23 protein-coding genes are annotated in these 26,902 nt (G+C 73.2%); 14 read left to right on the top strand and 9 right to left on the bottom strand.

From position 1 onward, the window contains the following. The first annotated feature begins 309 nt into the window (after positions 1 to 309). Positions 310 to 525, top strand: a complete 216-nt coding sequence (locus tag FFT21_RS04535) for a DUF397 domain-containing protein (RefSeq protein ID WP_137812474.1) — start codon at positions 310 to 312, stop codon at positions 523 to 525. 44 nt (positions 526 to 569) lie between these two features. On the opposite strand, the gene FFT21_RS04530 is transcribed toward FFT21_RS04535, so the two are convergent. Next, positions 570 to 2,246, bottom strand: coding sequence for a GGDEF domain-containing protein (locus FFT21_RS04530; RefSeq protein ID WP_137812473.1), 1,677 nt, complete (start codon positions 2,244 to 2,246; stop codon positions 570 to 572). A gap of 340 nt (positions 2,247 to 2,586) precedes the next feature. On the opposite strand from FFT21_RS04530, the gene groES reads away from it, so the two are divergent. Continuing rightward, positions 2,587 to 2,898: a co-chaperone GroES gene (gene groES / locus FFT21_RS04525; protein ID WP_137812472.1), complete on the top strand. Its 312-nt coding sequence runs from the start codon at positions 2,587 to 2,589 to the stop codon at positions 2,896 to 2,898. Between the two features lie 78 nt (positions 2,899 to 2,976). Then, positions 2,977 to 4,611, top strand: coding sequence for a chaperonin GroEL (gene groL / locus FFT21_RS04520; protein ID WP_137812471.1), 1,635 nt, complete (start codon positions 2,977 to 2,979; stop codon positions 4,609 to 4,611). 186 nt (positions 4,612 to 4,797) lie between these two features. Here groL and FFT21_RS04515 read toward each other — a convergent pair whose 3' ends face one another. Both FFT21_RS04515 and FFT21_RS04510 read right to left on the bottom strand, forming a co-directional pair. Continuing rightward, positions 4,798 to 5,082: a hypothetical protein gene (locus tag FFT21_RS04515; protein ID WP_137812470.1), complete on the bottom strand. Its 285-nt coding sequence runs from the start codon at positions 5,080 to 5,082 to the stop codon at positions 4,798 to 4,800. Between the two features lie 34 nt (positions 5,083 to 5,116). Continuing rightward, entirely contained in the window at positions 5,117 to 5,419 is a 303-nt protein-coding gene (locus FFT21_RS04510) for a WhiB family transcriptional regulator (RefSeq protein WP_137812469.1), read from the bottom strand. Between the two features lie 206 nt (positions 5,420 to 5,625). Here FFT21_RS04510 and FFT21_RS04505 point away from each other — a divergent pair, with 206 nt between their 5' ends. From FFT21_RS04505 to FFT21_RS04490, 4 genes are all read left to right on the top strand, one after another. Continuing rightward, positions 5,626 to 6,837 (top strand): MerR family transcriptional regulator, encoded by a 1,212-nt coding sequence (locus FFT21_RS04505; protein WP_137812468.1) that lies wholly within the window; start codon positions 5,626 to 5,628, stop codon positions 6,835 to 6,837. A gap of 422 nt (positions 6,838 to 7,259) precedes the next feature. After that, complete coding sequence (locus FFT21_RS04500) at positions 7,260 to 7,856, top strand: response regulator transcription factor (protein ID WP_137812467.1); 597 nt, start codon at positions 7,260 to 7,262, stop codon at positions 7,854 to 7,856. Between the two features lie 286 nt (positions 7,857 to 8,142). After that, on the top strand, positions 8,143 to 8,715 hold the full coding sequence (locus FFT21_RS04495) for a sigma-70 family RNA polymerase sigma factor (RefSeq protein ID WP_137812466.1): 573 nt from the start codon (positions 8,143 to 8,145) through the stop codon (positions 8,713 to 8,715). Then, the gene (locus FFT21_RS04490; protein ID WP_137812465.1) at positions 8,716 to 9,627 is read left to right on the top strand and encodes an anti-sigma-D factor RsdA; all 912 of its coding nucleotides are present in this window, start codon (positions 8,716 to 8,718) and stop codon (positions 9,625 to 9,627) included. A 98-nt stretch (positions 9,628 to 9,725) separates the two neighbouring features. On the opposite strand, the gene FFT21_RS04485 is transcribed toward FFT21_RS04490, so the two are convergent. After that, entirely contained in the window at positions 9,726 to 10,112 is a 387-nt protein-coding gene (locus FFT21_RS04485; RefSeq protein ID WP_225978093.1) for a DUF5319 domain-containing protein, read from the bottom strand. Between the two features lie 127 nt (positions 10,113 to 10,239). Here FFT21_RS04485 and guaB point away from each other — a divergent pair, with 127 nt between their 5' ends. The 4 genes from guaB to FFT21_RS04465 all read left to right on the top strand — a co-directional run bounded on the left by guaB (position 10,240) and on the right by FFT21_RS04465 (position 16,333). Next, positions 10,240 to 11,754 (top strand): IMP dehydrogenase, encoded by a 1,515-nt coding sequence (gene guaB / locus FFT21_RS04480; protein ID WP_137812463.1) that lies wholly within the window; start codon positions 10,240 to 10,242, stop codon positions 11,752 to 11,754. A gap of 37 nt (positions 11,755 to 11,791) precedes the next feature. After that, positions 11,792 to 12,925: a GuaB3 family IMP dehydrogenase-related protein gene (locus FFT21_RS04475; RefSeq protein ID WP_137812462.1), complete on the top strand. Its 1,134-nt coding sequence runs from the start codon at positions 11,792 to 11,794 to the stop codon at positions 12,923 to 12,925. A 53-nt stretch (positions 12,926 to 12,978) separates the two neighbouring features. Next, a complete protein-coding gene (locus FFT21_RS04470) occupies positions 12,979 to 14,703 on the top strand; it encodes an FAD-dependent oxidoreductase (RefSeq protein ID WP_137812461.1) in 1,725 nt (574 codons plus the stop codon). A 94-nt stretch (positions 14,704 to 14,797) separates the two neighbouring features. Further along, positions 14,798 to 16,333, top strand: a complete 1,536-nt coding sequence (locus FFT21_RS04465) for an FAD-binding oxidoreductase (RefSeq protein ID WP_137812460.1) — start codon at positions 14,798 to 14,800, stop codon at positions 16,331 to 16,333. On the opposite strand, the gene FFT21_RS04460 is transcribed toward FFT21_RS04465, so the two are convergent. Then, entirely contained in the window at positions 16,330 to 17,775 is a 1,446-nt protein-coding gene (locus FFT21_RS04460) for an aldehyde dehydrogenase family protein (RefSeq protein WP_137812459.1), read from the bottom strand. The genes FFT21_RS04465 and FFT21_RS04460 overlap by 4 nt on opposite strands. Before the next feature lie 168 nt (positions 17,776 to 17,943). Between FFT21_RS04460 and guaA the strand changes: the two genes are divergently transcribed. Then, positions 17,944 to 19,518: a glutamine-hydrolyzing GMP synthase gene (gene guaA, locus FFT21_RS04455; RefSeq protein ID WP_225978092.1), complete on the top strand. Its 1,575-nt coding sequence runs from the start codon at positions 17,944 to 17,946 to the stop codon at positions 19,516 to 19,518. Between the two features lie 6 nt (positions 19,519 to 19,524). On the opposite strand, the gene FFT21_RS04450 is transcribed toward guaA, so the two are convergent. Together FFT21_RS04450 and FFT21_RS04445 are read right to left on the bottom strand one after the other, a co-directional pair. Beyond that, a complete protein-coding gene (locus tag FFT21_RS04450) occupies positions 19,525 to 19,770 on the bottom strand; it encodes a hypothetical protein (protein ID WP_225978091.1) in 246 nt (81 codons plus the stop codon). After that, positions 19,763 to 21,076, bottom strand: a complete 1,314-nt coding sequence (locus FFT21_RS04445) for a PspC domain-containing protein (protein WP_225978090.1) — start codon at positions 21,074 to 21,076, stop codon at positions 19,763 to 19,765. Before FFT21_RS04445 ends, FFT21_RS04450 begins: the two co-directional genes overlap by 8 nt. Positions 21,077 to 21,185: 109 nt before the next feature. Here FFT21_RS04445 and FFT21_RS04440 point away from each other — a divergent pair, with 109 nt between their 5' ends. Continuing rightward, a complete protein-coding gene (locus tag FFT21_RS04440) occupies positions 21,186 to 22,532 on the top strand; it encodes a PspC domain-containing protein (protein ID WP_225978089.1) in 1,347 nt (448 codons plus the stop codon). 37 nt (positions 22,533 to 22,569) lie between these two features. Next, positions 22,570 to 23,259, top strand: coding sequence for a response regulator (locus FFT21_RS04435; RefSeq protein ID WP_137812455.1), 690 nt, complete (start codon positions 22,570 to 22,572; stop codon positions 23,257 to 23,259). Between the two features lie 173 nt (positions 23,260 to 23,432). Here the strand turns inward: FFT21_RS04435 and FFT21_RS04430 are convergent, their stop codons facing one another. Next, positions 23,433 to 25,169: a serine/threonine-protein kinase gene (locus FFT21_RS04430; protein WP_137812454.1), complete on the bottom strand. Its 1,737-nt coding sequence runs from the start codon at positions 25,167 to 25,169 to the stop codon at positions 23,433 to 23,435. A gap of 142 nt (positions 25,170 to 25,311) precedes the next feature. After that, positions 25,312 to 26,700 carry a serine/threonine-protein kinase gene (locus FFT21_RS04425; RefSeq protein ID WP_137812453.1) on the bottom strand — a complete coding sequence of 463 codons (1,389 nt, stop codon included), beginning with the start codon at positions 26,698 to 26,700 and terminating at the stop codon, positions 25,312 to 25,314. Positions 26,701 to 26,902: the final 202 nt, after the last annotated feature.

Below are 26,902 nucleotides of genomic sequence, written 5' to 3'. Positions count from 1 at the left end.
TACCCCGGGCGAGCGCGCCGCCGCGCGGGAGGCTATCCGCGGACCTCGGCAGGCCGGTGCGGATTTCCCTTTCTCACTCGATCGTGTCCGACGCTGATCCGAACGGAGGTCGCGCCGTTCCGTCCCCTGCACGCCGTTAAGCTGTACGCGATCATCGACGAGCCTGTGCTGAACCGCACGGTGGGCGGCAAGCAGGTGATGGACGAGCTGGTCTTCGACCGGCTGGCCCGGTTGTCCTTGCGGCCACGGGACACCGCGCAGGTGATCGCCGGCATGCTGAGCTGATCCGGGCGAAGGAGTGGGGCGGCGATGACCGGAGCGGACCTTTCCCGCGTCGCGTGGCGCAAGTCCAGCCGCAGTAACCAGCAGGGCGGCGCCTGCGTCGAGGTGGCCTGGCCGGGGGACACCCGGACCGCGGTGCGGGACTCCAAGAACCCGGCCGGGCCGGCGCTGGTGTTCCCCGCCGCCACCTGGTCGGCCTTCCTCGGCGCCATACGCACCGGCGCCTTCCACCAGCCCGCCTGACCGCGACGCCGACCGTGCCCCGGCCCGCGTGGTACGGCGGGCGGTCAGGGTTGGCTGGACGCGGGGGTCCGGGCCGCGTCCGCGCCGCTGCACCGGACCCGGTTGCCGCCGTCGCGCTTGGCCGCGTACATCGCGGCGTCGGCGCGGCCGAGCGCCGCGTCGGCCGGCTCGCCGGGCCGTAGCACGGTCACCCCGACCGAGGCGGTGACGCCGTACGCCTGGGCGGCCGGGAGCGTGGCGACGGCCCGGACGATCCGGGTCAGCACGGCCTCCGCCGCCGGCAGCGCGGTGCGCGGCAACACCACGACGAACTCGTCGCCGCCGTAGCGGGCCACCGTGTCGTCACCGCGCACGCTGTCGCGCAGGGCTTGGGCGACGGCCCGGAGCACGGCGTCGCCGACGGCGTGCGAGCCCCGGTCGTTGACCGGCTTGAAGTGGTCCAGGTCGACCAGGGCGAGGGCCAGCGGTGTCCACTCCGGCTCCACGGTCGCGGTCCGCAGCGCGTCGGCGAGCGCGCGGCGGTTGGGCAGGCCGGTCAGCGGGTCACGCAACGCCTGCGCCACCGTCTCGCGATGTTGCCTGTCCAGGCGGGCGTGGTCGACGCGGGTGCGCACGGTGGCCAGCCGCGCCTCGTGCACCGCCCACAACTCCGCCTCCAGCGCGTCGGCGTAGGCGAGCTTCGCCGGCACGGACTCGGACAACCGGGCGATCTCGTAGGCCAGCGACACCGCCAGGGACGGCTCGGACGAGTCGCCGGCCAGCCGCTCGCGCGTCCGGCGCAGCGCCCGCACCGCGGCGTCCCGGCGCCCGGCACGGTCCAGGCAGCGGCCGGTCGCGATGGCCACGGCGATGCTGTCCCGCGCGTCCAGCGACCGGCCCACGAGCGCGGCCAGCCGGTCGAGGTGCGCCGGGCCGGGATCGGCCATGGCGTGTGCCGCGCCGACCACCGGCTGGACCTCGGCCGCGGGCCGGTCCCGGTCCGGATACAGCGAGCGGGACCAGGGCTCCTCGATCGCGCGGGCGAACCCGGCCGCGGCGGCGAACCGGGTGGCGGCCTCCGCGGGCCGGCCGGCGCGTTCCAGCCGCAGCGCCCAGCCCAGCGACAGCCCCACCCGGTTGAGCAGGTTGACGGCCAGCGGGTGGTGGCGCCCGTCCTCCTCGGCCATGCGCTGCGCGCGTGCCTGCAGCGGGTCGGCCTCCTCGAACAGGCCGAGTTGGGAGAGCACCATCGCCAGATCGTTCAGGGTGCTGCTCAGCGTGTTCCGCCAGGCGTCCTCCGGGTACCACGGGTAGCGTTCGCCGCCGCGGTCCAGCACCGCCAGCGCCATGGCCACCTGGCTGGTCGCGGCGTCGTCCCGGCCGGCGAACACCTCCTGCCTGGCCAGTTGCGCGTGCGCCTTGACCTCGTGCAGCCACAACCCGTGCCGCTGGGTGTGGTCCAGCAACTCGGCGATCAGGTGGTCGGCCCGGTGCCCCGCGCCGACCGAGGACACCCGGGTGCCGCTGGTGTCTGCCAGCATGCGCAGGAACAGCAGCGGATCGCCGCGGCGGCGGGCCTCCGCCAGCAGGGCCTCCATCTCGGCGAGCGCCGCGGCCTGGCCGTCCAGCGGTACCGCCTGGGCCCGCGCGATCAACTCCCGGGACCGGGACAGCAACCACTCCGCGGAGCGTCCCGCGAGGGTGCTCGCGCGCTCACCGTCCTCGTCGCTGTCGAGGCACACCCGGCCCCCAGAAGGCCCGTGATCTTGTGGCAGGGCAACATTCTGACACAGCCGGACTCGCTCTCCCACCTTCTCGCGGCTGACCTCGAGCGGCGGGCGCCTTCCGGTTCCACCGGCCGCACCGGGACGCGGAGGCGGTGCCGACCGGCGGCCGCTCCTGTCCCGGAGACCGGCCGCTGACCGGGGCGAACACTCGAGGGGCGGGTGCGTTGAGGGTTTGGCACTCTCATGGGTAGAGTGCTAGTTGCACGGCGCCGGCCCGCCCCGGCACCCGCGACGGCGGGGTGGCAGGAGCCGTCGGTACCTGCCAAAACTTTCCAAGACCCGTGGAGGTCACACCGTGACGAGCGTAGACGTCAAGGTGAACATCAAGCCGCTCGAGGACAAGATCCTCGTGAAGGCGGCCGAGGCCGAGACGACGACGGCGTCCGGCATCGTCATCCCGGACACCGCCAAGGAGAAGCCGCAGGAGGGCGAGGTCCTCGCGGTCGGCCCGGGCCGGGTTGACGACAACGGCAACCGGATCCCGCTCGACGTCAAGGTCGGCGACACCGTCATCTACTCCAAGTACGGCGGCACCGAGGTCAAGTACAACGGCGAGGACTACCTGATCTTGTCCGCCCGCGACGTGTTGGCCGTCATCGAGAAGTGACGACTCGCTGATGATCGCCCTGGTGGCTCCGGGTAGATCCGGGGCCACCAGGGCGTCTCGTCAAGAGGAAGGCAGGCAATGGCCAAGCAGATCAGCTTCGACGAGGACGCTCGTCGCGCTCTCGAACGTGGGGTGAACAAGCTCGCCGACGCGGTGAAGGTCACCCTCGGCCCGCGCGGCCGGTACGTCGTGCTGGACAAGAAGTTCGGCAGCCCCACCATCACCAACGACGGCGTCACGATCGCGCGCGAGATCGAGCTGGACGACTCGTTCGAGAACCTCGGCGCCCAGCTCGCCAAGAACGTCGCCACCAAGACCAACGACGTCGCCGGTGACGGCACCACCACGGCCACCGTGCTGGCCCAGGGCATGGTCCGCCTGGGCCTGCGCAACGTGGCCGCCGGCGCCAACCCGACGGCGCTCGGCAGGGGCATCGATGCCGCGGCCAACGCGGTGGTCGACGCCCTGAAGAGCAAGGCGACCCCGGTCAAGGGGCGGGACAACATCGCCCAGGTCGGCACGGTCGCCTCCCGCGACGAGTCGATCGGCGCGCTGCTGGGCGAGGCCATCGAGAAGGTCGGCGAGGACGGCGTGATCACCGTGGAGGAGTCCTCGGTGCTGTCCACCGACCTCGACATCACCGAGGGCGTGCAGTTCGACAAGGGCTTCCTCTCCTCGCACTTCGTCACCGACTCGGAGGAGCAGGAGGCGGTGCTGGAGGACGCGTACGTCTTGCTGCACCGGGACAAGATCTCGTCCCTGCCGGACCTGCTCCCGCTGCTGGAGAAGATCGCCGAGTCCGGCAAGCCGCTACTGATCGTCGCGGAGGACGTCGAGGGCGAGGCGCTGTCCACGCTCGTGGTCAACGCGCTGCGGAAGACGTTGCGGGTGTGCGCTGTCAAGGCGCCGTACTTCGGCGACCGCCGCAAGGCGTTCCTGGACGACCTGGCCACCCTCACCGGCGGCCAGGTGATCTCCACCGAGGTCGGCATGAAGCTGTCCGAGGCGGACCTGAGCGTGCTCGGCACCGCCCGGCGCGTCGTGGTCACCAAGGACGACACCACGATCGTCGACGGCGGCGGTAAGGCGGCGGACATCAGCGCCCGCGCCGAGCAGATCCGCAAGGAGATCGAGACCACCGACTCCGACTGGGACCGGGAGAAGCTGCAGGAGCGGCTGGCCAAGCTGTCCGGCGGCGTGGCGGTGATCCGGGTCGGCGCGGCCACCGAGACCGAGCTGAAGGAGCGCAAGCACCGGGTCGAGGACGCGGTGGCGGCGACCAAGGCCGCGGTCGAGGAGGGCATCGTCCCGGGCGGCGGCTCGGCGCTGGTGCACGCCGCCAAGGAGCTGGCCGGCAACCTCGGCCTCACCGGCGACGAGGCCACCGGCGTGGCCATCGTCCGCGACGCGCTGACCTGGCCGCTGTACTGGATCGCGGCGAACTCCGGCGTGGAGGCCGCGGTGGTGGTCGAGCGGGTCCGTGACCTGGATTGGGGCCACGGCTTCAACGCCGCCACCCTCTCCTACGGCGACCTGGTCGAGGCCGGCGTGGTGGACCCGGTCAAGGTCACCCGCTCCGCGGTCACCAACGCGGCGTCCATCGCCCGCATGGTGATCACCACGGAAAGCTCCGTGGTGGAGAAGAAGGAAGAGGAGCCGGAGGCCGCCGCCGGTGGTCACGGCCACGGTCACGGCCACGGGCCGGGCTTCTGACAGCCTGTTCCGGAACGGGACGCACCTGCGATGGCGAGCACGGGAACGCGGCGCGCGTTCGGGAACCGGCGCTGACGGTTCCACGGCGCGGGACGCGCTTTCCGGCGTCACGTGCCGCGTTCGCCAGGCGAGCGAGGGGGCGGCATCCTCGGGATGCCGCCCCCTTGGCACGTCCGGCACGCCCGGCTACCGGTGTGGCACCGTCTCGCACGCGGCGCGCGCGGCCTGGTGCCTGCGGTTCAGCACCCGCCGCCCGATGACGAACCACACCACGGCCACCAGCGGCAACAGCCAGGCCCCCAGCACCCACCGCGCCTTCGCCCGCGGGCCCTGCAGGCGGCACCGCGCCACGCTTCGCGTGGCCGCGACCGCCAGCATGACGTGCACGATGACCAACACCGACCAGCCGAACAGTGCGGCGTTGTCGACCACCTGTTCCCACTGCACCCACTGCACCGTTGCCAGCGTCACCGCCGGGCACCCCCTGTCACACGTCGCCGGTGGACTAGCTGCCCGCGAGGGCCAACTGGCGTTTGCGGGACTTGATGATCGCGTCGCGTTCGGACTCTGACAGCCCACCCCAGATGCCGTACGGCTCCTGCACGGCCAACGCGTGCCGCCGGCACAGCTGCAGCACCGGGCAGGTTCGGCAGATCGCCTTGGCACGGGCTTCCCGCCGAGCACGCGCGGGGCCCCGCTCCCCGTCAGGGTGGAAGAAGAACGCGCTGTCCATTCCCCGACAGGCACCGCGCAGCTGCCAGTCCCACACGTCGGCGTTGGGGCCGGGAAGCCTCCGGGTGTCCGCCATCGTGATCGCCTCCCCTACCTGCGGGTTTCGCGCAGGACTGCTCCGTTTGGAGTAACGTGCTCACGCTAGAACCGCGCCAATACTTGTTCAAGAGGCTTCCCGTCAAAGATTGGCCAAACCCCCCTGACGGGTAGGCTCCAACGCGGTCGGTGGGCGAGTGCGATCAAGTTGCTCCCCGTATGAGGTGAACGGACCATGTCCACGTGATGACGCAGCCGGACGGCGCCGGAGCGCGCGGTGGTCGCCGGGCCGATGGCGGCGATCACGAACCAGGTCGGGCGGCCGACGACGCCGGCGAGCCGGCGCTGACCGTCGCCGCCGTCGCCCGCCGGCTGGGTGTGGCGCCAGCCACGCTGCGCACCTGGGACCGGCGCTACGGCCTCGGCCCCAGCGGGCACACCACCGGCCGGCACCGCCGGTACGGGCCCAAGGACATCGCCAGGCTGGAACTGATGCAGCAGGCCCTGCTGCGCGGTGCCTCGCCGGCCGAGGCGGCCAGGTACGCGCTGGCCGCGCCCGCGTCCAGCTTCCGAGGGGGTAACACGCCCCGCCGGCCGGCCCCGCTGGCCGCCGACCCGCCGGCGACCGCGACCGGCGGCGCGCTCGACCTCACCGACCTCGGCGCTACCCCGGGCATGCCGCTGCGTGCCTCGGAACTGGATGCCGGCACGCAGGGAGTCCGCGCCTCCGCGGGGTGGAATGCCGGCGCCGCGGGGGTACGTGCGTCGGCGGGCGACCTCGTGGCCGAGGCGGGCGGCATGTTCCGCAGCGGTGGCCGGGGGCTGCGCATGCCCGGGGCGTCCCGGCGGGCCCGCGGGCTGGGCCGCGCGGTGCTGGCCATGGACGCCGCCGGAGTGCAGCAGCTACTGGGCGACGCGATCGCCGCGGACGGCGTGGTAGCCACCTGGGACGGGGTGGCGCGCCCCGTCATGGGGGCGGTGGCCGAGCGCTGGGAACACTCCGGTGCCGGCGTGGAGTTCGAACACCTGCTCAGCGAGTGCCTTCTCACCGTGCTCGGCCGGGTGGTCGCCGCGGCGCCCTCGCCGGTGAACCCCCGCCCCGTGCTGCTCGCCTGCGTCCCCGACGACCGGCACTGCCTGCCGCTTCGGGCGCTCGCCGCGGTGCTCGCCGAGCGGCGGGTCGGCGCCCAACTGCTCGGCCCCGCCCTGCCGGCGGAGGCGCTGGCCGCTGCCGTGCGCCGGACCGCGCCGGCCGCGGTGTTCCTGTGGGCCGCGCTACCGCGCTGCGCGGACCCCGCCGTGCTCGGCGCGCTGCCCCGTACCCGCCAGCGGGTGCGGTTGTTCGTCGGCGGCCCCGGCTGGGGCGCCGTCGACCTGCCGTCCCGGGTGGAGGCGCTGGACGAGCTGGCCCGGGCGGCGGACCGCATCGAGCGGGCCGTGCTCGGCGAGCCCCGATAGCCCGTCCAACCCGCGTCGACCAGGCCGAACAGCCCTCCCCGCGCGGGCCGCAGGGCCGTCCCGCCGCGGTCGCCGGTCCCGTTTCAGATGTGTCCTAGGTCACGTCCTCGTCACGGTTTCTGGATCGACGGCTGGCCGCGGGCTCTACTGTTGGTGGTTCCTGGGCTGCCCGGCGTGCGCCGGGATGATCCCGGACTTGACCGTTTCGACCTGCGGTTTTTGGCGCGGCTCCGGCGTTGTGCGGGGCAAACACGGCAGCGTCTGCTGAGGGTTCGCGTTTCCTTGGTCCGTTCCGGGGAACCCCTGAATGCGACCCCCCGATTGAAGTTCTTGACGGATAAAGCACCGGATCGTGTCAAGGTTGGGCCGCTGGCGTCCGATAGGGGAAGAGGAACGTCACTCGGCTGCAGGAAGGAGTCCCCGTGACGACGGTCCTGATCTGCGATGACCGGCGCAGCGTGCGGGAGGGTCTCACCCGTGTGATGTCGGCTGTCCCCGGGGTTAGTCGCATCGACTGCGTAGCACACGGTGACGAGTTGCTGGCCCGATACTCCCGGCAGCCGGCCGACGTCGTACTGGTTGGCACCCAGCGCGCCGTCCCGACTGGTGTGGAAGCGACCAGGCGACTTGTCTCCGCGAACCCACAGGCGAACGTGATCGTGTTCGGCGCCCCCGACGACGCCGGCAGCATCGCGGCCGCCATCGCCGGCGGTGCCCGAGGCTACCTGCGCTGGGACGCGTCCCGTCCCGAGCTGGTGGCCGCGCTGGCGCACACCCTCGCCAGCACAGCGGTGCCGGCGCCCCGGCAGCCCTCCGACCCGGGCGTGCAGCTCACCGAGCGCGAGCTGCAGGTCCTGCGGGGGATGAGCCAGGGCAAGAGCAACGGCCAGATCGGGCGGGAACTCTACCTGTCCGAGGACACGGTGAAGACGCACGCGCGGCGGCTGTTCCGCAAGCTCGGCGTCCGTGACCGGGCCCAGGCCGTCGCCCACGGCTTCCGTCGCGGTCTCGTCTCTTGAGTTGCACTCCGGCTCCCCACCGGTTCCTCTTCGAGTCAGCACGACGCCCGGGACCGGCCCTGTCTGCCCAGCCCGGCGGAGGTTCGCCGGGCTGGATCGTGTCGCGCCGATTCATCCCCGTCCCGGACATCTCGCAGGACACACCGGCGTTTCGCACCGACCACCGCGCCGCGGGCTTGGCCGCGGGCGGTACCGTGAACAGCGACGGTACGTGCGGCGCTCGCGCCCGCCGTGCCGTCACCTGTTGTCGGATCGCCTAGAGGTAACACCAAGGCTGTTTGCTGCGATGACCAACGTGGGGGACGGACTGGACGCCGCCGTGGGCGCTGCCGTCGAGGGCGACCGTCAGGCGATAGAGCGTCTGCTGGCGTTTATCCGTCCCCTGGTGGTGCGGTACTGCCGCGCCCGAGTCGGCAGGCAGGAACGATCCTTCGCTTCGGCGGACGACGTCGCCCAGGAGGTGTGTCTCGCGGTGCTTACGGCGCTGCCCAGCTACCGCGACCAGGGGCGACCGTTCCTGGCCTTTGTGTACGGCATCGCCGCACACAAGGTGGCCGATGCACATCGCTCGGCCGCACGGAACCGTTCGGAGCCAGTCCCTGAAGTTCCCGATGCACCGGAAACCGATGCTGGGCCGGAGCAGCGCGCCATGCATGGTGAGCTGTCCGAGAGGATGGCCCAGTTGCTGAGGATCCTGCCCGACAAGCAGCGCGAGATCCTGCTGCTCCGGGTGGTGGTCGGGTTGTCGGCGGAGGAGACGGCCGAGGCGGTCGGCTCGACACCGGGCGCGGTGCGAGTCGCGCAACACCGCGCACTGGCCCGTCTCCGCAAGACGCTGGCTGCGGAGGAGGTGGTCTAGGTGGCCGAGCAGCACGAGCACAGTGACGATCGGGTGGCGCGTTCCGCCCGGCCCGATGCGGCGTCCGTCTCGAAAGGCGCGGACCCCGCGGCGAACACCAACCACGAGGCAGCGGAATTCACCGCGGTGCAGGTCGACGACGCGTTGCTGGACGCCCTGGGTGGGCCCGACGCCGAGCTGACCGGATCGCTGGCCGACCACGAGCTCAACGAGTTGCTGCTGGCCTGGCGCCGGGACGTCGACGGCGAGCCCATCCCGGAGCTGGTCGACACCGACACCGCGGTGACCACCATCGCCGCCGGACGACAGCCGGTCCGTACCCGCCACCGCTTCCTCGTCCCGCTGGCGACCGCGGCGGCGGTGTTGGCCATCGCGTTCACCGGTGTCGGCCTCGCCGCCAGGGACGCCCAGCCCGGCGACCCGCTGTGGGGGCTGACCCGGGTGCTGTACTCCGACCACGCACGCTCCGTGGAGGCCGCCGCGTCGGTGCGTAACGAGCTGGACCGCGCCGGCCTGGCCATCTCCGCCGGCCGGATCGCCGACGCCCGCAGCGCCCTGGCCAAGGCGCAGGTCTCGCTGCCCACGGTGTCCCGCGAGGACGGCAGGGCCGACCTGGCCGCCAGACGTGAGGAACTCGTCCAGCGCCTGAGCGCCAACCCGCCCGCGACCGGCACCACCACGCCGAGCTACCCGAACTCCAACCCGGCCGTCCCGGCGCCCGGTGGCCCGGTGGCCTCGTCCAGCAGTCCGCCGTCGACCACGCCGTCGACCACGCCGAACCCGTCCACGTCGCCGGCGCCGAGCACGTCCACCGCGCCGCCCACCAGTTCGACCGGGACGCAGTCCGGCGGCACCGGGTCCCGCTCGGACAAGCCGGGCGACTCGACCCCGCTCATCCCGCCGGGCGGCTGACCGCCGACGCAGCCCAAGCACCCCACGGACCACGAGCCCAAGCACCCCACGGACCACGATCCGTGGGGTGCTGGCGTTTCGCCCGGTGTGGCGCGCGGCTAGCGCGCGTTCTCGTTCGCGGTGACCCCGTCGGCGAACCCTCGGCAGTACTCCCAGCTCACGTAGCACGCCGGATCGGGATCGTAGGCGGGCTCGTGCGGGCGCATCCGGCCGTCGGTGAGCAGTTGCTCCAGGCTGGACCGCAGCAACTCCCAGTCGTGGTAGTGGGGCTCCTCACAGTCCCCGCAGTCGACCACGATGCCGCGGATTCCGCGGGGTTCCAGCAGCGCCTGGTACACCGCCAGGTCGCTGAGGTCACCGATGAGCTCGGCGCGTTCGGCGTCGCCGATCGGTTGGTACGACTGCTCTTCCGGCTCACCCATCTCCCGCGCGGGGTCCTCCGGGTCACCGGCGAACGGGTCTGGTGGCAACGCATCGTGCGGCACGACCTCGCACGGTACCGGCAAGGACCCCCCGCGCGTCCAGATACCATGGGTGGTAACCGCCATCGCCTGCGAAGACCCCCGTCCCCAAGCGCGCCACCAGCGCCCCAGGAAGGCAAGTCAGAAGGCTATGACCAGCGAGCTCTCCGACCCCGGAGTCCCGCCGAAGTTCGCCATGCTCGGCCTGACCTTCGACGACGTCCTGCTCCAGCCCGCGGAGTCGGACGTCATCCCCAGCGCCGTCGACACCTCGACGAAGCTGTCCCGCAACATCACCCTGCGCACCCCGCTGGTGTCCTCGGCGATGGACACGGTGACCGAGGCCAGGATGGCCATCGCCATGGCCCGCCAGGGCGGCATCGGCATCCTGCACCGCAACCTGGCGATCGAGCAGCAGGCCGCGCAGGTCGAGGTGGTCAAGCGCTCCGAGGCGGGCATGGTCACCGACCCGGTCACCTGCTCGCCGGACGACACGCTCGCCGAGGTGGACACGCTGTGCGCCCGGTTCCGCATTTCCGGTGTGCCGGTCACCGACTCCGACGGCACCCTGGTCGGCATCATCACCAACCGGGACATGCGCTTCGAGGTCGACCACGGCAGGCCGGTGCGGGACGTGATGACCAAGGCGCCGCTGGTCACCGCCCAGGTCGGGGTGACGGCGGACGCCGCGCTCGGCCTGCTGCGCCGGCACAAGGTGGAGAAGCTGCCGATCGTGGACGGCGCCGGCAAGTTGCGTGGCCTGATCACCGTCAAGGACTTCGTCAAGACCGAGCAGTACCCGCTGGCCACCAAGGACCCGGACGGCCGGCTGCTGTGCGGTGCCGCGGTCGGCGTCGGCGAGGACGCCTACGAGCGGGCCATGGCGCTGGTCGACGCCGGGGTGGACGTGCTGGTGGTGGACACCGCGCACGGCCACTCCCGCGGGGTGCTGCAGATGGTCGGCAAGCTCAAGCGGGAACTGGGCGACTCCGTCGACGTGGTCGGCGGCAACGTGGCCACCCGGGCCGGGGCCAAGGCCCTGGTGGAGGCCGGCGCGGACGCGGTCAAGGTGGGCGTCGGCCCCGGCTCGATCTGCACCACGCGGGTGGTCGCCGGGGTGGGCGTGCCGCAGATCAGCGCCATCTACGAGGCCGACCAGGTGTGCCGGCCGGCCGGGGTTCCGGTGATCGGCGACGGCGGCATCCAGTACTCCGGGGACATCGCCAAGGCCATCGCGGCCGGGGCCAGTTCGGTGATGCTGGGCAGCCTGCTCGGCGGCACCGCCGAGGCACCCGGCGACGTGATCCTGGTCGGCGGCAAGCAGTTCAAGACCTACCGTGGCATGGGCTCGCTCGGTGCGATGCAGTCCCGCAGCGGGGCCAGGTCCTACTCCAAGGACCGGTACTTCCAGGACGACGTGCTCTCCGAGGACAAGCTGGTGCCGGAGGGCATCGAGGGCCGGGTACCGTACCGTGGCCCGCTGGCTCAGGTGGCGCACCAACTCGTCGGCGGGCTGCGCTCCGCCATGGGCTACACGGGTGCGCGCAGCATCGCCGAACTGCAGCAGGCCGCCCTGGTGCGGATCACCGCGGCGGGCCTGAAGGAGAGCCACCCGCACGACATCACCATGACCGTCGAGGCGCCCAACTACACGGTGCGCGGCTGACCTCGCGGTCGGACAGCGGAGTCGAGGAAGGACAGACGTGCGGGACCTGGTCGAGATCGGCATGGGGCGCACCGCGAGGCGGGTGTACGGCCTGGGTGACGTGGACATCGTCCCGTCCCGGCGCACCCGGTCGTCGAAGGATGTCTCGACCGCGTGGCAGATCGACGCCTACCGGTTCGAGATCCCGCTGGTCACCCATCCCACCGACGCGATCGTCTCGCCGGGCACGGCGGTCGCCGTCGGCGAGTTGGGCGGGCTCGGCGTGCTCAACGCCGAGGGCCTGTGGGCCAGGCACGCCGACGTGGAGGACGTGCTCGACCGGTTGATCCGCACCGTGGACGAGGACGACGACCCGGCCGCGCCGGTGCGGGTGCTGCAGGAGCTGCACGCCGCACCGATCCAGATGGACCTGCTGGCCGAGGCGATCAAGACGGTGCGCGAGTCCGGCGTCACGGTCGCCGTGCGGGTCAGCCCGCAGCGCGCCGCCGAGCTCACCCCGGACCTGCTCGCCGCCGGGGTGGAGATCCTGGTCGTGCAGGGCACCATCATCTCCGCCGAACATGTGGCCAGGGACGGCGAGCCGCTGAACCTCAAGCGCTTCATCGCCGACCTGGACGTGCCGGTGATCGCCGGCGGGATCGGCGACTACCGCACCGCCATGCACCTGATGCGCACCGGCGCGGCCGGCGTGATCGTCGGCTACGGCTACACCCCGGGCGTGACCACCACCGACTCGGTTCTCGGCATCGGCGTGCCGATGGCCACCGCGATCGCCGACGCGGCCGCCGCCCGACGGGACTACCTGGACGAGACCGGCGGCCGGTACGTGCACGTGATCGCCGACGGCGGCGTGCACACCAGCGGCGAGATCGCCAAGGCGGTGGCCTGCGGGGCGGACGCGGTGATGCTCGGCGAGCCGCTGGCCGCGGCCGCCGAGGCGCCCGGCCAGGGCCTGTACTGGACGGCGGCGGCCGCGCATCCCTCGGTGCCGCGCAGCCATATTTCGGTGGCCCTGGACCAGGAGTTCGACCTGCGGACCCTGCTGTTCGGGCCGTCGGTGGACCCGCGCGGGGTGACCAACCTGTTCGGCGGGCTGCGCCGGGCCATGGCCAAGACGGGGTACTCCGATCTCAAGGAGTTCCAGAAGGTCGGCCTGAGCATCCGCGGGTGATCGGTCGCCGGCGGGGCTAGGCGGAACCGCGAGGTTCACTTAATCTTTGCGGCATGGGTGGCCAACTCGTCAGTAACAACCGTTCGAACGACACCGACTACGACGTCGTCGTGGTCGGCTCGGGCTTCGGCGGGAGCGTGGCCGCGCTGCGGCTGACCGAGAAGGGCTACCGGGTGGCCGTGCTGGAGGCCGGCCGGCGGTTCGCTGACGACGAGTTCGCCAAGACGTCCTGGGACCTGCGCCGCTACCTGTGGGCGCCGCAGCTCGGCTGCTACGGCATCCAGCGCATCCACCTGCTGCGCGACGTGATGGTGCTGGCCGGCGCGGGCGTGGGCGGCGGCTCGCTGGTCTACGCGAACACGCTGTACCGGCCGCTGGACGCGTTCTACGCCGACCGGCAGTGGGCGCACATCACCGACTGGAAGGACGAGCTGCTGCCGTTCTACGACCAGGCCAGCCGGATGCTCGGGGTGGTCACCCAGCCGTCCACCACACCGTCGGACGAGGTGATCAAGAAGGTGGCGGTGGACCTCGGCGTGCCCGACACCTACCACCCGACGCCGGTTGGCGTGTATTACGGTACGCCCGGCGAGCGTGTCCGGGACCCGTTCTTCGGCGGGGCCGGCCCGGACCGCACCGGCTGCACCGAGTGCGGCGCGTGCATGTCCGGCTGCCGGGTCGGCGCGAAGAACACGCTGGTCAAGAACTACCTGTACCTGGCGGAGCGAGCCGGGGCCACGGTGTTCCCGCTGACCACGGTGACCCGGTTGCACCCGATGCCGGACGGCTCGTGGCAGGTGGACACCCGGCGCACCGGCGGCAAGCTGCGCGCCGGCCGCCGCACCTTCACCGCCCGCCAGGTGGTGCTGGCCGCCGGCACCTGGGGCACCCAGCAACTGCTGCACCGGATGAAGGACTCCGGTGAACTGCCGCGGCTTTCGGCGCGGCTGGGCGAGCTGACCCGGACCAACTCGGAGGCCATCGTCGGCGCCAAGGCCGACCGGGTGGACCCGGCCCGCGACTTCAGCCGAGGAGTGGCGATCACGTCGTCCATCCATCCCGACTCCGACACCCACATCGAGCCGGTCCGCTACGCCAGGGGCAGCAACGCGATGGGCCTGCTGCAGACCTTCGCCACCCGCGGCGACCTGCCCACCCCGCGCTGGCGGCAGTTCCTGACGTTCGTGCTGCGCCACCCGCTGCTGACGGTGCGCAACCTCTCGGTGCGCCGGTGGAGCGAGCGGACGGTGATCCTGCTGGTCATGCAGGCCCTGGACAACTCGCTGACCACCTACACCCGGCGCGGTTGGTTCGGCCGCCGCCGGCTCACCTCCCGGCAGGGGCACGGCGAGCCCAACCCCACCTGGATTCCGGCCGCGTACGAGGCCACCCAGTCCGCCGCGCGGCACATCGGCGGGATCGCCGGCGGTACCTGGAGCGAGATCTTCGACATCCCGCTGACCGCCCACTTCATCGGCGGCTGCGTAATCTCCTCGGACCCCGAGCACGGGGTGATCGACCCGTACCACCGGGTGCACAACTACCCGACGCTGTCCATCGTGGACGGTTCGGCGATCAGCGCCAACCTGGGCGTGAACCCGGCGCTGACCATCACCGCGCAGGCCGAGCGGGCGCTCGCCATGTGGCCGAACAAGGGGGAGCCCGACCCCCGGCCCGCGCCGGGTGACGGCTACCGGCGCGTGTCGCCGGTGCCTCCGAGCCGCCCGGTGGTCCCGGAGGGCGCGCCCGGCGCGCTGCGGCTGCCGTCCGCATCCTGACGCCGGCCGCCGCTGCGCCGATCCGGCGAATCCACGCGGACCGACCCTCCGGCTGAACAACCCGGCGGCCCCCGGCGCGTCCCATGATCGGGAGGTGCGGGGGTTGATCGGCAGAAGAGCGTTCCTACGGGTCGCCGGGCTGGCGGCGGTCACCGTGGCGACGAGCGCGGCCACGGCCGCATGCGGCAGGGCGGGGCCGCCCGCCACGTCGGTGGCCGCCACGCCGACCACCCTCCCGGCCACGCCGGCCGCGGGCGGGCCACCGGACTGGTCCGCGCTGCGGGCCCGGCTGGCCGGCACGCTGGTGCTGCCCGGCGACCGCGACTACGACGCCGCGCGGCGCTCGTACAACCCCCTGTTCGACGCTCGGCGGCCGGCCGCGGTGGCCCGCTGCGCCCGGCCCGAGGACGTGCAGGCCTGCCTGGAGGCCGCCGCCCGGTCCGGCATCCCGGTCGCCGCGCGCAGCGGCGGGCACAGCTACGCCGGCTACTCCACCCCGGACCGCGGGCTGGTGGTCGACCTCGGCGGCATGGCCGGGGTGGACGTGCGACCGGACGGCACCGCCGTGGTCGGCGCGGGCGCCCGGCTGATCGACGTGTACGCGGCCCTCGCCGCGGCCGGCCGCTGCCTGCCGGCCGGGTCCTGCCCCTCGGTAGGCGTGGCCGGGCTCACCCTCGGCGGCGGCGTGGGCGTGCTGACCAGGAAGTACGGGCTGACCTGCGACCGGGTCAGCGCGATGAGCGTGGTCACCGCGGACGGCCGGCTGCGCGCGGTGGCCGAGGACGCCGAGCCGGACCTGTTCTGGGCGCTGCGCGGGGGTGGCGGCGGCAACTTCGGCGTCGTCACCTCGTTCACCTTCCGCACCGAGCCGGCTCCCGACCTCACCGTGTTCGCCCTGACGTTCCCCGCCGGGTCGGCCGGCGCGGTGCTCGGCGGCTGGCAGCAGTGGGTGCGCGGCGCGCCGGACGAGCTGTGGACCAACTGTGTCGTCTCCGGTGGCTCGCCGCCCTCGGTGCGGGTGGGCGGCTGCTACGTGGGCTCGCCGGACGGGCTGAGCCCGCTGCTGGACGACCTCGTCCGGCGGGTCGGCACGGCGCCTGCCAGCCGGTACGCGCAGGCCAAGGGTTACCTGGACGCGATGCGGTACTTCGCCGGGTGCGGCCAGCGCAGCGTGGCGTCCTGCCGGCCGGCCGAGGCCGGCGGGCAACTCGGCCGGGAGTCCTTCGTCGCGTCCTCCGCGGTGCTGGCCGCACCGGCCGCCGACCCGGACCGGGTGGCCGCGCTCGTCGCCGGCCAGCGCGGCACCGACCTGCTGTTCGACTCGCTCGGCGGCGCCGTGGCCGGGGTGCGGCCGGACGCCACCGCGTTCCCGCACCGCTCCGCCCTGGCCACGGTGCAGATCTACCGGGGAACGGATGCCGCGGGGCAGCGCTCGGCCGCGCGCACGGTCGGCGCGGTCCGGGACGGGCTGGCCGGGCTGCTCGGCGCGGCCGCCTACGTCAACTATGTCGATCCGGCGCTGCGCGACTGGGCCGGCGCCTACTACGGCGACAACGCCGCCCGGCTGCGCGAGGTGGCCCGGCGCTACGACCCGGACCGCGTGCTCGCCTTCGACCAGGGGCTGGCCTAAACGTCGATGCCGGTGAGCACGAGGACGCGTTCCTCGGTGAGGTCGGCCATGGCCGAGCGGACACCCTCCCGGCCGAAGCCGGAGCCCTTCACTCCGCCGTAGGGCATCTGGTCCGCGCGGTAGGACGGCACGTCGCCGACGATCAGCCCGCCGACTTCCAGTTCCGCCGCGGCCCGGAACGCCACCCGCAGGTCGCGCGTGAACAGCCCGGCCTGCAACCCGTACGCCGAGTCGTTCACCCGCGTCAGCGCCTCGTCCACGCTGTCCACAGTGGACACCGCGAGTACCGGCCCGAACACCTCCTCGGTCCACACCTTCGCGTCGGCCGGCACGTTCGCCAGCACCGTCGGTTCCACGGTGGAGCCCTGCCGGCCCCCGCCGACCAGCACCTTCGCCCCCGCCGCGGTGGCCTCGGCGATCCACTGCTCGACGCGTTCCGCGGCCGCCTCGTCGACCAGCGGGCCGACCTCCACGTCCGGGTCGTGCGGGTCGCCGGTGCGCAGCGCGCGCACCGCGTTCAGCAGCCGGGGCAGGAAGTCGTCCGCCACCGCCCGCTCGACCAGCACCCGCTGCACCGCGATGCAGGACTGGCCGGCCTGATAGTTGCCGAAGGTGGCGATCCGCTTCGCCGCGAAGTCCAGGTCGGACCAGTCCGCGCAGACCACCGCGGCGGCGTTGCCGCCCAACTCCAGCACCACGTGCTTGCGCGGCGCCGCATCCATGATCGACCAGCCGACCGGGCCGGACCCGGTGAACGACACCACCGGCAGCCGCTCGTCCCGCACCAGCGCGACGGTCTCCTCGTTGCCCACCGGCAGGACCGAGAACGCCCCGGCCGGCAGGTCCGTCTCGGCCAGCAACTCGCCCAGCACCAGCGCGGACAGCGGGGTGCGCGGCGCGGGCTTGACCACGATCGGCGCGCCCACCGCGATCGCCGGCGCCACCTTGTGCGCCACCAGGTTCAGCGGGAAGTTGAACGGGGAGATGCCCAGCACCGGGCCGCGCGGCACCCGGCGGATCATCGCCAGCCGGCCCTCGGCGGCCGGGTCGGTGTCCAGCCGCTGCAGCTCGCCGGTGAACCGGCGGGCCTCCTCGGCGGCGAACCGGAACGTGGACACCGCCCGGTTCACCTCCGCCACGGCCCACTTCAGCGGCTTGCCGTTCTCCGCGGTGATCAGCTCGGCGAGTTCCTCGGACCGCTCGGCCAAGCCGCGGGAGACGTGATCCAGCGCGGCCGCCCGCAGGTGCGCGGGGCTGCGCCGGAACTCCCCGGCGACCGCGGCCGCCGCGGCGACCGCCCGCTCGACCTGCTCCGGACCGGGCACCGCGACCGTGGCGATCTCGGTGCCGTCGTAGGGATGCTGCACGGTCAGGTCCCGCACGCCCTGCTCGGGCTGCCCGGCGATCCAGCACGGCCGCGGCTGCGGCGTGAAAGCGGTCATGGCACTACGGTAGGCCCCCTGGCCGTGCCAGTTCGGCCCATGTCGGCCCGCATGCGCACCACAATGGCGAGTGCCGCCGGCACCGCCAGGGGTGCCGCCACGGAGACCGGCGTCACCTGGGACGATGGAGGTAATCAGAGCGCTCGTTTCGACCAGGAGGTTCGGCCCGTGCCCGCGAACAGCCAGCGCCCCGTGCTCGTGGTCGACTTCGGCGCGCAGTACGCGCAGCTCATCGCCCGGCGGGTGCGCGAGGCTCAGGTGTACTCCGAGGTCGTGCCGCACACCGCCAGCGTGCCGGACCTGCTGGACCGCGACCCGGCGGCGATCGTGCTGTCCGGCGGCCCGGCCAGCGTCTACGAGGAGGGCGCGCCCCGGGTGGACCCGGCGCTGTTCGACGCCGGGGTGCCGGTGTTCGGCATCTGTTACGGGTTCCAGGCGATGGCCGTGGCGCTCGGCGGCACCACCGAGCACACCGGCACCCGCGAGTACGGCCGCACCGAACTCGCGGTGCAGGGCGGCGGCGGCCGGTTGCACGAGGACCTGCCCGGCCACCACCCGGTGTGGATGAGCCACGGCGACTGCGTGACCAAGGCGCCGGAGGGTTTCGTGGTGACCGCCAGCAGCGCGGGCGCGCCGGTGGCCGCCTTCGAGGACACCGACCGGCGGTTCGCCGGTGTGCAGTACCACCCCGAGGTCGCGCACACCCCGCACGGCCAGGAGGTGCTGCGCCGGTTCCTGCACGACGTCGCCGGCATCCGTCCACAGTGGACCACCGCGTCGATCGTGGATGAGCAGGTGGCGCGGATCCGGGAGCGGATCGGTGGTGGCAGAGCCATCTGCGGGCTGTCCGGCGGTGTCGACTCCGCGGTGGCCGCCGCCCTGGTGCAGCGCGCCATCTCCGACCGGCTCACCTGCGTGTTCGTCGACCACGGGCTGCTGCGCGCCGGGGAACGCGCCCAGGTGGAGCGGGACTTCGTCGCGGCCACCGGGGTCAACCTGGTCACCGTGGACGCCGAGGAGCGATTCCTGTCCGCGCTGGCCGGGGTGTCCGACCCGGAGCAGAAGCGCAAGATCATCGGTCGGGAGTTCATCGAGGTCTTCGAGGAGACCGCGCGGAACCTGCAGGCCGAGGCCGGTGAGCACGGCCAGCACTACGACTTCCTGGTGCAGGGCACGCTGTACCCGGACGTGGTGGAGTCCGGCGGCGGCACCGGCGCGGCGAACATCAAGAGCCACCACAACGTCGGCGGCCTGCCCGAGGACCTGCGGTTCCGGCTGGTCGAGCCGCTGCGCGAGCTGTTCAAGGACGAGGTGCGCCGGGTCGGCCTGGAACTGGGCCTGCCCGAGACGATCGTGCACCGCCAGCCCTTCCCCGGCCCCGGCCTGGGCATCCGGATCATCGGCGACGTGACCAGGCAGCGGCTGGACGTGCTGCGCGCGGCGGACGCCATCGCCCGGGAGGAACTCACCGCCGCCGGGCTGGACCGGGACATCTGGCAGTGCCCGGTGGTGCTGCTGGCCGAGGTGCGCAGCGTCGGCGTGCAGGGCGACTTCCGCACCTACGGCCACCCGGTGGTGCTGCGGCCGGTGTCCAGCGAGGACGCGATGACCGCGGACTGGACCCGGTTGCCCTATGACGTGCTGGAACGGATCTCCACCCGGATCACCAACGAGGTGCCCGAGGTCAACCGCGTGGTCCTGGACGTGACCAGCAAGCCCCCGGGCACCATCGAGTGGGAGTGACGACCCCTACCGGTTGCGCCGGCCGCCGCGCAGCGACCCGGCCAGCAGCAGCAGGCCGATCAGCAGCGCCGCCCCGGCCAGCAGCCACTTCGGGTCGGTGGACGGGATGCCCAGCGCCCCGTCGGTGAGCACGTAGCCGGACACGCCCAGGGTGAGGACCCCGGCGACCAGCGTGATCGGGTCCGGCGCCCGCAAGCTGGTCCTCCGCCGCTCAAGGCGGTCGTTGTCGGTGCTGCCGGTGTTGTCAGCCACGGCGGACCTCCACGTTTCCGAGTCCCGTGTGCACGTCCAGGATCAGCTTCGGGCCGCCGGGACCGTCCGGCCCCGCGTCGGTCACGTCCTGGCGCGGGTTGGTGCCCGACGACTGGTGGCCCAGGCAGTCAACGTTGCCGAGGTGGGCGGTGCAGTGCACCTCGACATCGGCGTTCTCCGGTACCCGCACCTCCGCGTTGCCGACGCCGAGGTCCACGCCGGTGCGGGTCACCGCGTCCCCGGTGAGCTGGCGCAGGTCCAGCATGTTGTTGCCGGCCGAAAGGTGGTAGCTGGGCAGCACCTGCTGCGCCACCGTCGGGGTGTACACCCGATCGCCCGCGCCGTCCCAGTGGTCCAGCGACGCCGCGGTCAACACGAACCCGGCCACCGAGAGCGGCACGGCCAGCACGATCAGGCCGCGACCGCCGTGCAGGAACGATCCGGCGACCATGCCCAGCCCCAGCACCCCGAGGACCAGGCCGACCACGTGGGGCGCGGTCAGCCACGTGCCCGCCACCAACTGGCCGACCAGCACGGAGGCGCCGACCACCAGCAGGGCCACCCCGCTGGTGAGCAGGCCGACCGGGAAGCGGCGGGGCCGCGGTTCCGGCTCGGCTGGCGGCTCCGGACGCCCGCCCGGTTCGGGCAGGTCCCAGGCGAACGGAGCGGCGCCCAGCGGGTCCCAGGACGGCGGCTGCCGCATCGGGGTGGTCTGCCCCACCGCACCGGTACCCGACCCGGCCGCACCCGCCTCCGGCCGGCCGTGCCCGTGCCCTGCCTCGGTGGAGAACTCATGGACCGGCGCGGTCGGCTGGTCCGAGGCCACCCCCGGCGGCGGCCCGGTGGGCGCGCCGCCCGCCGCCTGGCCCGTGGTGTCGCCGCCCTGCCCGCGGTGCCGGTGCAGCAGGTACAGCGCCGCCGCGATCAGCGCCAGGCCGATGACCGCGCCCACCCCGTTGTGCAGGAAGAACGTGGCCGCCGGGAACAGCGCCAGGCAGAGCAGCACGGTCAGCACGGCCGAGGTGTTGCTGCGCCCCCGGCCGGCGAGCGACTCCACCGGCGACACCTCGTCGTCGTCGGCCGGCAGGAACAGCCAGCCCAGCAGGTAGGCCAGCACCCCGACACCGCCGTAGAAGGCGCTCACCACGAACACCACCCGCACGATCACCGGGTCGATGCCGTACTGCGCGCCGACGCCGGCCGCCACGCCAGCGATCTTGCGTCCCCGCCTGGGCCGCCGTGGCCGGTTCGCCCAGAAGTCCCGGACCGTCTCCTCGACGCCGGGTGCCCCTCCATTTCCGCTCATGGGAACGAGCATGCGGCGCGGCGCGGCCCGGAACATCGGGGAGGGCCCTGATCCCGCCCCGGAAAACCCGGGTGCTTCCCTGATGACCCGCGGTGGGCCGCGTGTGACCATGGGTTTCGTGAGTGACGAGGGGGCGGTCCCCAGCGGCGCGGTACGGCGGCCCGGCCGCGGCGACGTGCCGGCGGACCGCGCGGCGAACAACCGGCTGTGGCGCCGGCGGTCCAGCCGTGTCGTGGCCGGGGTGGCCGGTGGGCTCGCCGACCACCTCGGCGTGGACGTGCTGTGGGTGCGGGTGGCGTTCGCCGCGCTGGCCGCGCTCGGCGGCGCCGGCGTGGTGGGCTACGGCCTGCTCTGGATCTTCGTGCCGCAGCGGCCGGCCGGCAGCACGGAGGCGGAGGAGACGCCGCGGCAGCGGCAGCAGGCGATCGGGCTGGTCGCCGTCGGCGTCGGCATGGCGCTGCTCGGCGGGATGATCTCCGGCACGGTGGGTAGCTGGGTAACCGGCCCGCTGTGCGTCGCCCTGGTCGGTGCCGCGGTGGTGTGGCGGGAGGCCGACGAGGCGCAGCGGCGCCGCTGGAAGGACGGCGCCCGGTCCGGCGTGCTGAACGTGGTGCTCGGCGACGGCGGCCGGGCCGCGCTGGTGCGGGTGTTCGCCGGGGTGGCCCTGGTGGTGGCCGGTATCGCGGTGTTCCTGCTCGGCCGGCTCAACCTGGACCAGGTGCAGTTCGCCCTGCTCGCGGTGATCGCCGCGCTGATCGGCGTGGCGGTGCTGACCGTGCCGTGGTGGATCCGCCTGGTACGTGACCTCGGCGAGGAGCGCAGGGCCCGGATCCGCACCGAGGAACGCGCGGAGATCGCCGCCCACCTGCACGACTCGGTGCTGCAGACGCTCGCGCTGATCCAGCGGCACGCGGAGGGCAACCGTGAGGTGCGCCGGCTGGCCCGCAGCCAGGAACGGCAGTTGCGCACCTGGCTGTACGGTCCCTCCGGGTACGGCGGCGCCGCGGAGAAGGCCGCGCAGGTGGCCGAGCAGGCCGGCGGCACCGCCGGGGAGGACACCTTCGCCGAGGCGGTCGCTACGGTGTGCGGCGAGGTGGAGGACAGCTTCGCCCTGGACGTGCAGCAGGTGGTGGTCGGCGACTGCCCGATGGACGACCGGCTCGCGGCTCTCGTCCAGGCGGCCAGGGAAGCGATCGTGAACGCCGGCAAGCACGCCGGCGTGGCCGAGGTCAGCGTGTACGCCGAGGTCGAGCCCGAGCGGGTCACCATGTTCGTGCGGGACCGTGGCAAGGGCTTCGACCCGGACGCGGTCCCGGAGGACCGGCACGGCCTGGCCGACTCGATCCGGGGCAGGATGAACCGGCACGGCGGTGAGGTGGCGCTGCGCACCACCCCGGGCGAAGGCACCGAGGTCCAACTCGGCATGCCGCGGCGGACCAGGGAAGTCAGGGCGTGACGGCCCGAGTGCGGGTGGACACGGAGGAGGGAACCCGGTGACCAGCCAGGGAAGCGGCCAGCCGGCCGAACGCAGGGGTCCGGTGCGGGTGTTCCTGGTGGACGACCACGCGCTGTTCCGCGCCGGGGTGCGCGCCGAACTCGACTCCGCGGCGGGCGACGTCGAGGTGGTCGGCGAGGCCGGCTCGGTGGCCGAGGCGGTGGCCGGGATCGTGCACCGGCAGCCGGACGTGGTGTTGCTCGACGTGCACATGCCCGAAGGCGGCGGCGCCGAGGTGCTCCGCCGGGTCCGGCCCGACCACCCCGGCGTCGTGTTCCTCGCGCTGTCCGTGTCCGACGCGGCCGAGGACGTGATCGCGGTGATCCGGGCCGGGGCGCGCGGCTACGTCACCAAGACGATCTCCGGCCACGAGCTGGCCCGCTCGATCCGCCGGGTGGCCGAGGGCGATGCGGTGTTCTCGCCGCGGCTGGCCGGGTTCGTGCTGGACGCCTTCTCCGAACGGCCCGGCGCGGCGCCGGTCGGGGACCCGGAGCTGGACCTGCTCACCCCGAGGGAGCGGGACGTGCTCCGCCTGCTGGCCAGGGGATACGCCTACAAGGAGATCGCCGCCGAGCTGTTCATCTCGGTGAAGACGGTGGAGACCCATGTCTCCAGCGTGCTGCGCAAGACCCAACTGTCCAACCGCTACGAGCTGTCCCGGTGGGCCACCGACCGCCGGCTTGTCTGACCCGGAACCGGAGGGAGCTGCGATAACGAGCTGGGGAACGCGCCAGGGCGAAGCCCCGCGATCGCGGCGGCGGGGTTCCCGACCGGCAGGCCGGTGGTGCCATGCGACCGTCGAGCCCCGGCGACGTGATCGCGGCGCGCGTTCCGGAACAGGAGTTGAGTAGCCGCCGGCCGTCAGCCGCCGAAGTTGGCGTCACCGCCCTGGGTGCTGGTGGGCGTACCGCCGCCGCCCGCCGGGTCGCCGCCACCGGTGGTGAACGTGTCGCCGCCGTCACCGAAGGCGGGTGCCGGTGCCCGGCCCTCCTGGTCGATCAGCAACTCGCCGTTCTGCTGCGCGAAGGAGAACGAGTGCAGCTCGCGGCCGGTGCGGCCGTCCTTGGTCTTGAAGGTCATCAGGAAGCTGATCGACTTGGCGTTGGCCGCGACCTGGCGGCCCACTTTCACCTCGTCGATCTGCGACCAGAACGCCTTGTAGGTGTCGAAGCCGTGCGTGGCCGCCTGGAACCGCGGGCTGAGCCGCTGCCACGCCTGTTCCGGGTGCTTGGGCAGTAGCGAGTAGTACTCCCGCACCGCCTGCTCCATCTGCTGCACCGAGACCTGTTCCGACGTGGTGGTGGTCTCCGGTGCGGTGGTCGTGGTGGTCCGCCTGGGCGGCCGGGACGTCGTGCTGGTGACCGGTGCCGGGGGCGGCGCGGAGGTGCGCAACGACTGGTTGTCGCTCTGGTTCTTCGTGTTGGTGAACGCGCTGGCCAGCAGGATGCCGGCGATCGCGGCGGCGACGATGGCCAGGCCGGTCACCATCATCGGGCGCCGGCTCGATCGTCTGCCGGGCGGAGGGCCGGAGGGAGCGGCGGCGGGTGCGGCCGGCCGGGCCGGCGGCGGTGGTCCGACCGGCCCGCGCGTGCCCGTCCTCGACGCGGCGGGCAGTTCGCCCAGCGGCCGGGCGTCCAGCCGGGTCGGGTTGGGTCCCGGCGGCGGAACCCGCATCGGCCCGGTCACCGGCCGCTCGGCCGGCGCCTGCTGGGTGGTGCGCCAGTTCTGCACGGGCTGGGTCGCGGTGCCGGTGGCCAGCAGGCCGGGCGGCACGGAACGGCCGGCGGCGATCGCGGCCAGCGCCTCCTGCGCCCGCGTCATGTCCGGCCGGTCGGTGGGCTCCACCTGCAGCAGTTGGGTCAGCACCGGGGTGAGCGGACCGGCGTGCCGGATCGGGTTGGTCTGCCCGGCGGCGACCGCGTGCAGCATGGCCAGGGTGTTCTCGTTCACCCCGAACGGCGGCTCCCCCTCGGTCGCGGCGTAGAGCGTGGAGCCCAGGGAGAACACGTCCGACGGCGGCCCGGGGTCGTAGCCCTTGGCCACCTCCGGCGCCAGGTAGGCGGGCGTGCCGGCGAGCATGCCGGTGGCGGTGACCGTGACGTCGCCGGTGGCCCGGGAGATGCCGAAGTCGGTGATCTTGACGGTGCCGTCCTCGCCGAGCAGGACGTTGCCGGGTTTGATGTCGCGGTGCACGATGCCGGCGCTGTGCGCGGCGGCCAGCGCGGCGGCCATCTGCGCGCCGATCCTGGCGACCTCCTGCGGAGGCAGCGTGCCGCGCTCGGTCAACACCGTCGAGAGGCTCTTCGACGGCAGGTACTCCATCACCAGCCAGGGCTGGCCGTCCTCCTCGGCGACGTCGTAGACGGCGATCGCGTTCGGGTGGTGCAGGCGGGCGGCGATCCGGCCCTCGCGCATGGCGCGCAGCTTGGCCTCCTCGGCCTCACCCGCCGGCAGCCCAGGTTCGAGGAGAAGCTGCTTGACCGCGACGGTGCGGTGCAGGCGGTCGTCGTGCGCCTGCCACACCACGCCCATCGCGCCGCTGCCGATGCGCTGGACCAACCGGTAGCGGCCGGCGACTGTGCGGCCCTCCTCGGTCACAGCTCCCCTCCGTATTCCTCGCCTGCCAAAGGCCGACCGTCCGCACTGGCGACGGCCGCGAACCGAAGCCGCGAACGGACCCGAACCGACCACCGGCCCACCCCGGCGCCGGCCCGTATGACCACTAACGCAACCACACCCACTAGCCGTTAGACGGTTGAGTCGGCGGCGGGGTTGCTGACGTGCTCGTCGTCGGCGGCTTCGACGACGTCGTGGTGGTGCGCTGCGTGGTGGTCTCCGGCGGCGTGGTGGTCGTCGTGGTCGGCCGCTGGCTGGTCACCCCGGTCGGCTGCTCTTCCTCGGTGGTCGTCCGGGAGACGTGCCGCGTCGTGGTCTCCTCCGTCTCGCTGGTCTGGGCCGGAGGCAGCGGGGCCGGCTGGATCGCGGTCTGCCGGTTGTCGTTGGGCGGCGGCGTGCCGCCGGCGTGGTTGTTGAAGAAGTTGTTCGCCAGCAGCAGCCCGCCGACGAGCAGCACGGCCAGCAGGGCGAGCCCGGACACCAGCAGGCCCCGGCGGCCCTTGCGCGGCGGCGCGGGCGGCACCGGCGCCGCCTGGGCACGCGTCCCGCCGCCGGCCACACCGGCCACGTGCTGGGTGGTGCCCTGGTACGGGGAGTCGCCGAGCATCCGGGTGCCGTACTGGTCCTGCACCACGGTCTCGCCGCCGCCCAGATACGACGTGGCGGCGTCCGGTCCGGGCACGCTGGGCACCTGGCCGTTGGCCACGGCCTGCAGCAGTTCCCGGGTCTCCGCGGTGCTCGGCCGCGCCTCGGGGTCGCTGCGCAGCAGGTACTGCAGCACGTCGGTGAGCGGCCCGGCCTGCCGGGGCGGGTTGATCTGGCCGGTGGCAACGCTGTGCAGCAGGCCGAGGGTGTTCTCGCTCAGGCCGAACGGTGGTTCGCCCTCCACCGCGGCGTAGAGCGTGGAGCCCAGGGAGAACACGTCCGAGGCCGGGCCGGGGTCGCGGCCCAGCGCCACCTCCGGCGCCAGGTAGGCGGGTGTGCCGGCGATCATGCCGGTCTTGGTGACGGTGACGTCGTCGCTGGCGCGGGAGATGCCGAAGTCGGTGATCTTGACGGTGCCGTCCTCGCCGAGCAGGACGTTGCCGGGTTTGATGTCGCGGTGCACGATGCCGGCGCTGTGCGCGGCGGCCAGCGCGGCGGCCACCTGGGCGCCGATCCTGGCGACCTCCCGAGGCGGCAGCGGGCCGCGCTCGGCCATCACCGCCGACAGGCTGCGTGACGGCAGGTACTCCATCACCAGGCAGGGCACGCCGTCCTCGTCGACCACGTCGAACACCGCGATCGCGTTCGGGTGGTGCAGCCGGGCGGCGAGCCGCCCCTCCCGCATGGCGCGCTGCTTGGCCTCGTCGGCCTCACCCTCGCTCAGCCCAGGCGAGAGCAGCAGTTCCTTGACCGCCACGGTGCGGTGCAGGCGCTCGTCGTGGGCCCGCCACACCACGCCCATCGCACCGCTGCCGATGCGTTCGACCAATCGATAACGCCCGGCGACCGCACGGCCTTCTCCAGTCACCCGCCCAGCTCCTCGCCGCACCGCCGTGACACGTGTACCGAGAAACGGACTTGGGCGGCGGTGTCGCCCTGCTCGCTCACGTGACGGCTCCCCAGGTAGGTCACGGCACCAAGGGTAGGGGTTGCCCGTACGGGAATGGACTCAGCCCGTCGTGTCGCGGCACCGTGCAGTTGTCCATGGTCTGGTTGCCGGGAGCCACCTC

The sequence above is a fragment of the Gandjariella thermophila genome (genome assembly GCF_005405885.1).
Taxonomy (GTDB): domain Bacteria; phylum Actinomycetota; class Actinomycetes; order Mycobacteriales; family Pseudonocardiaceae; genus Gandjariella; species Gandjariella thermophila.
This window is presented reverse-complemented; position numbering and strand designations above follow the sequence as displayed.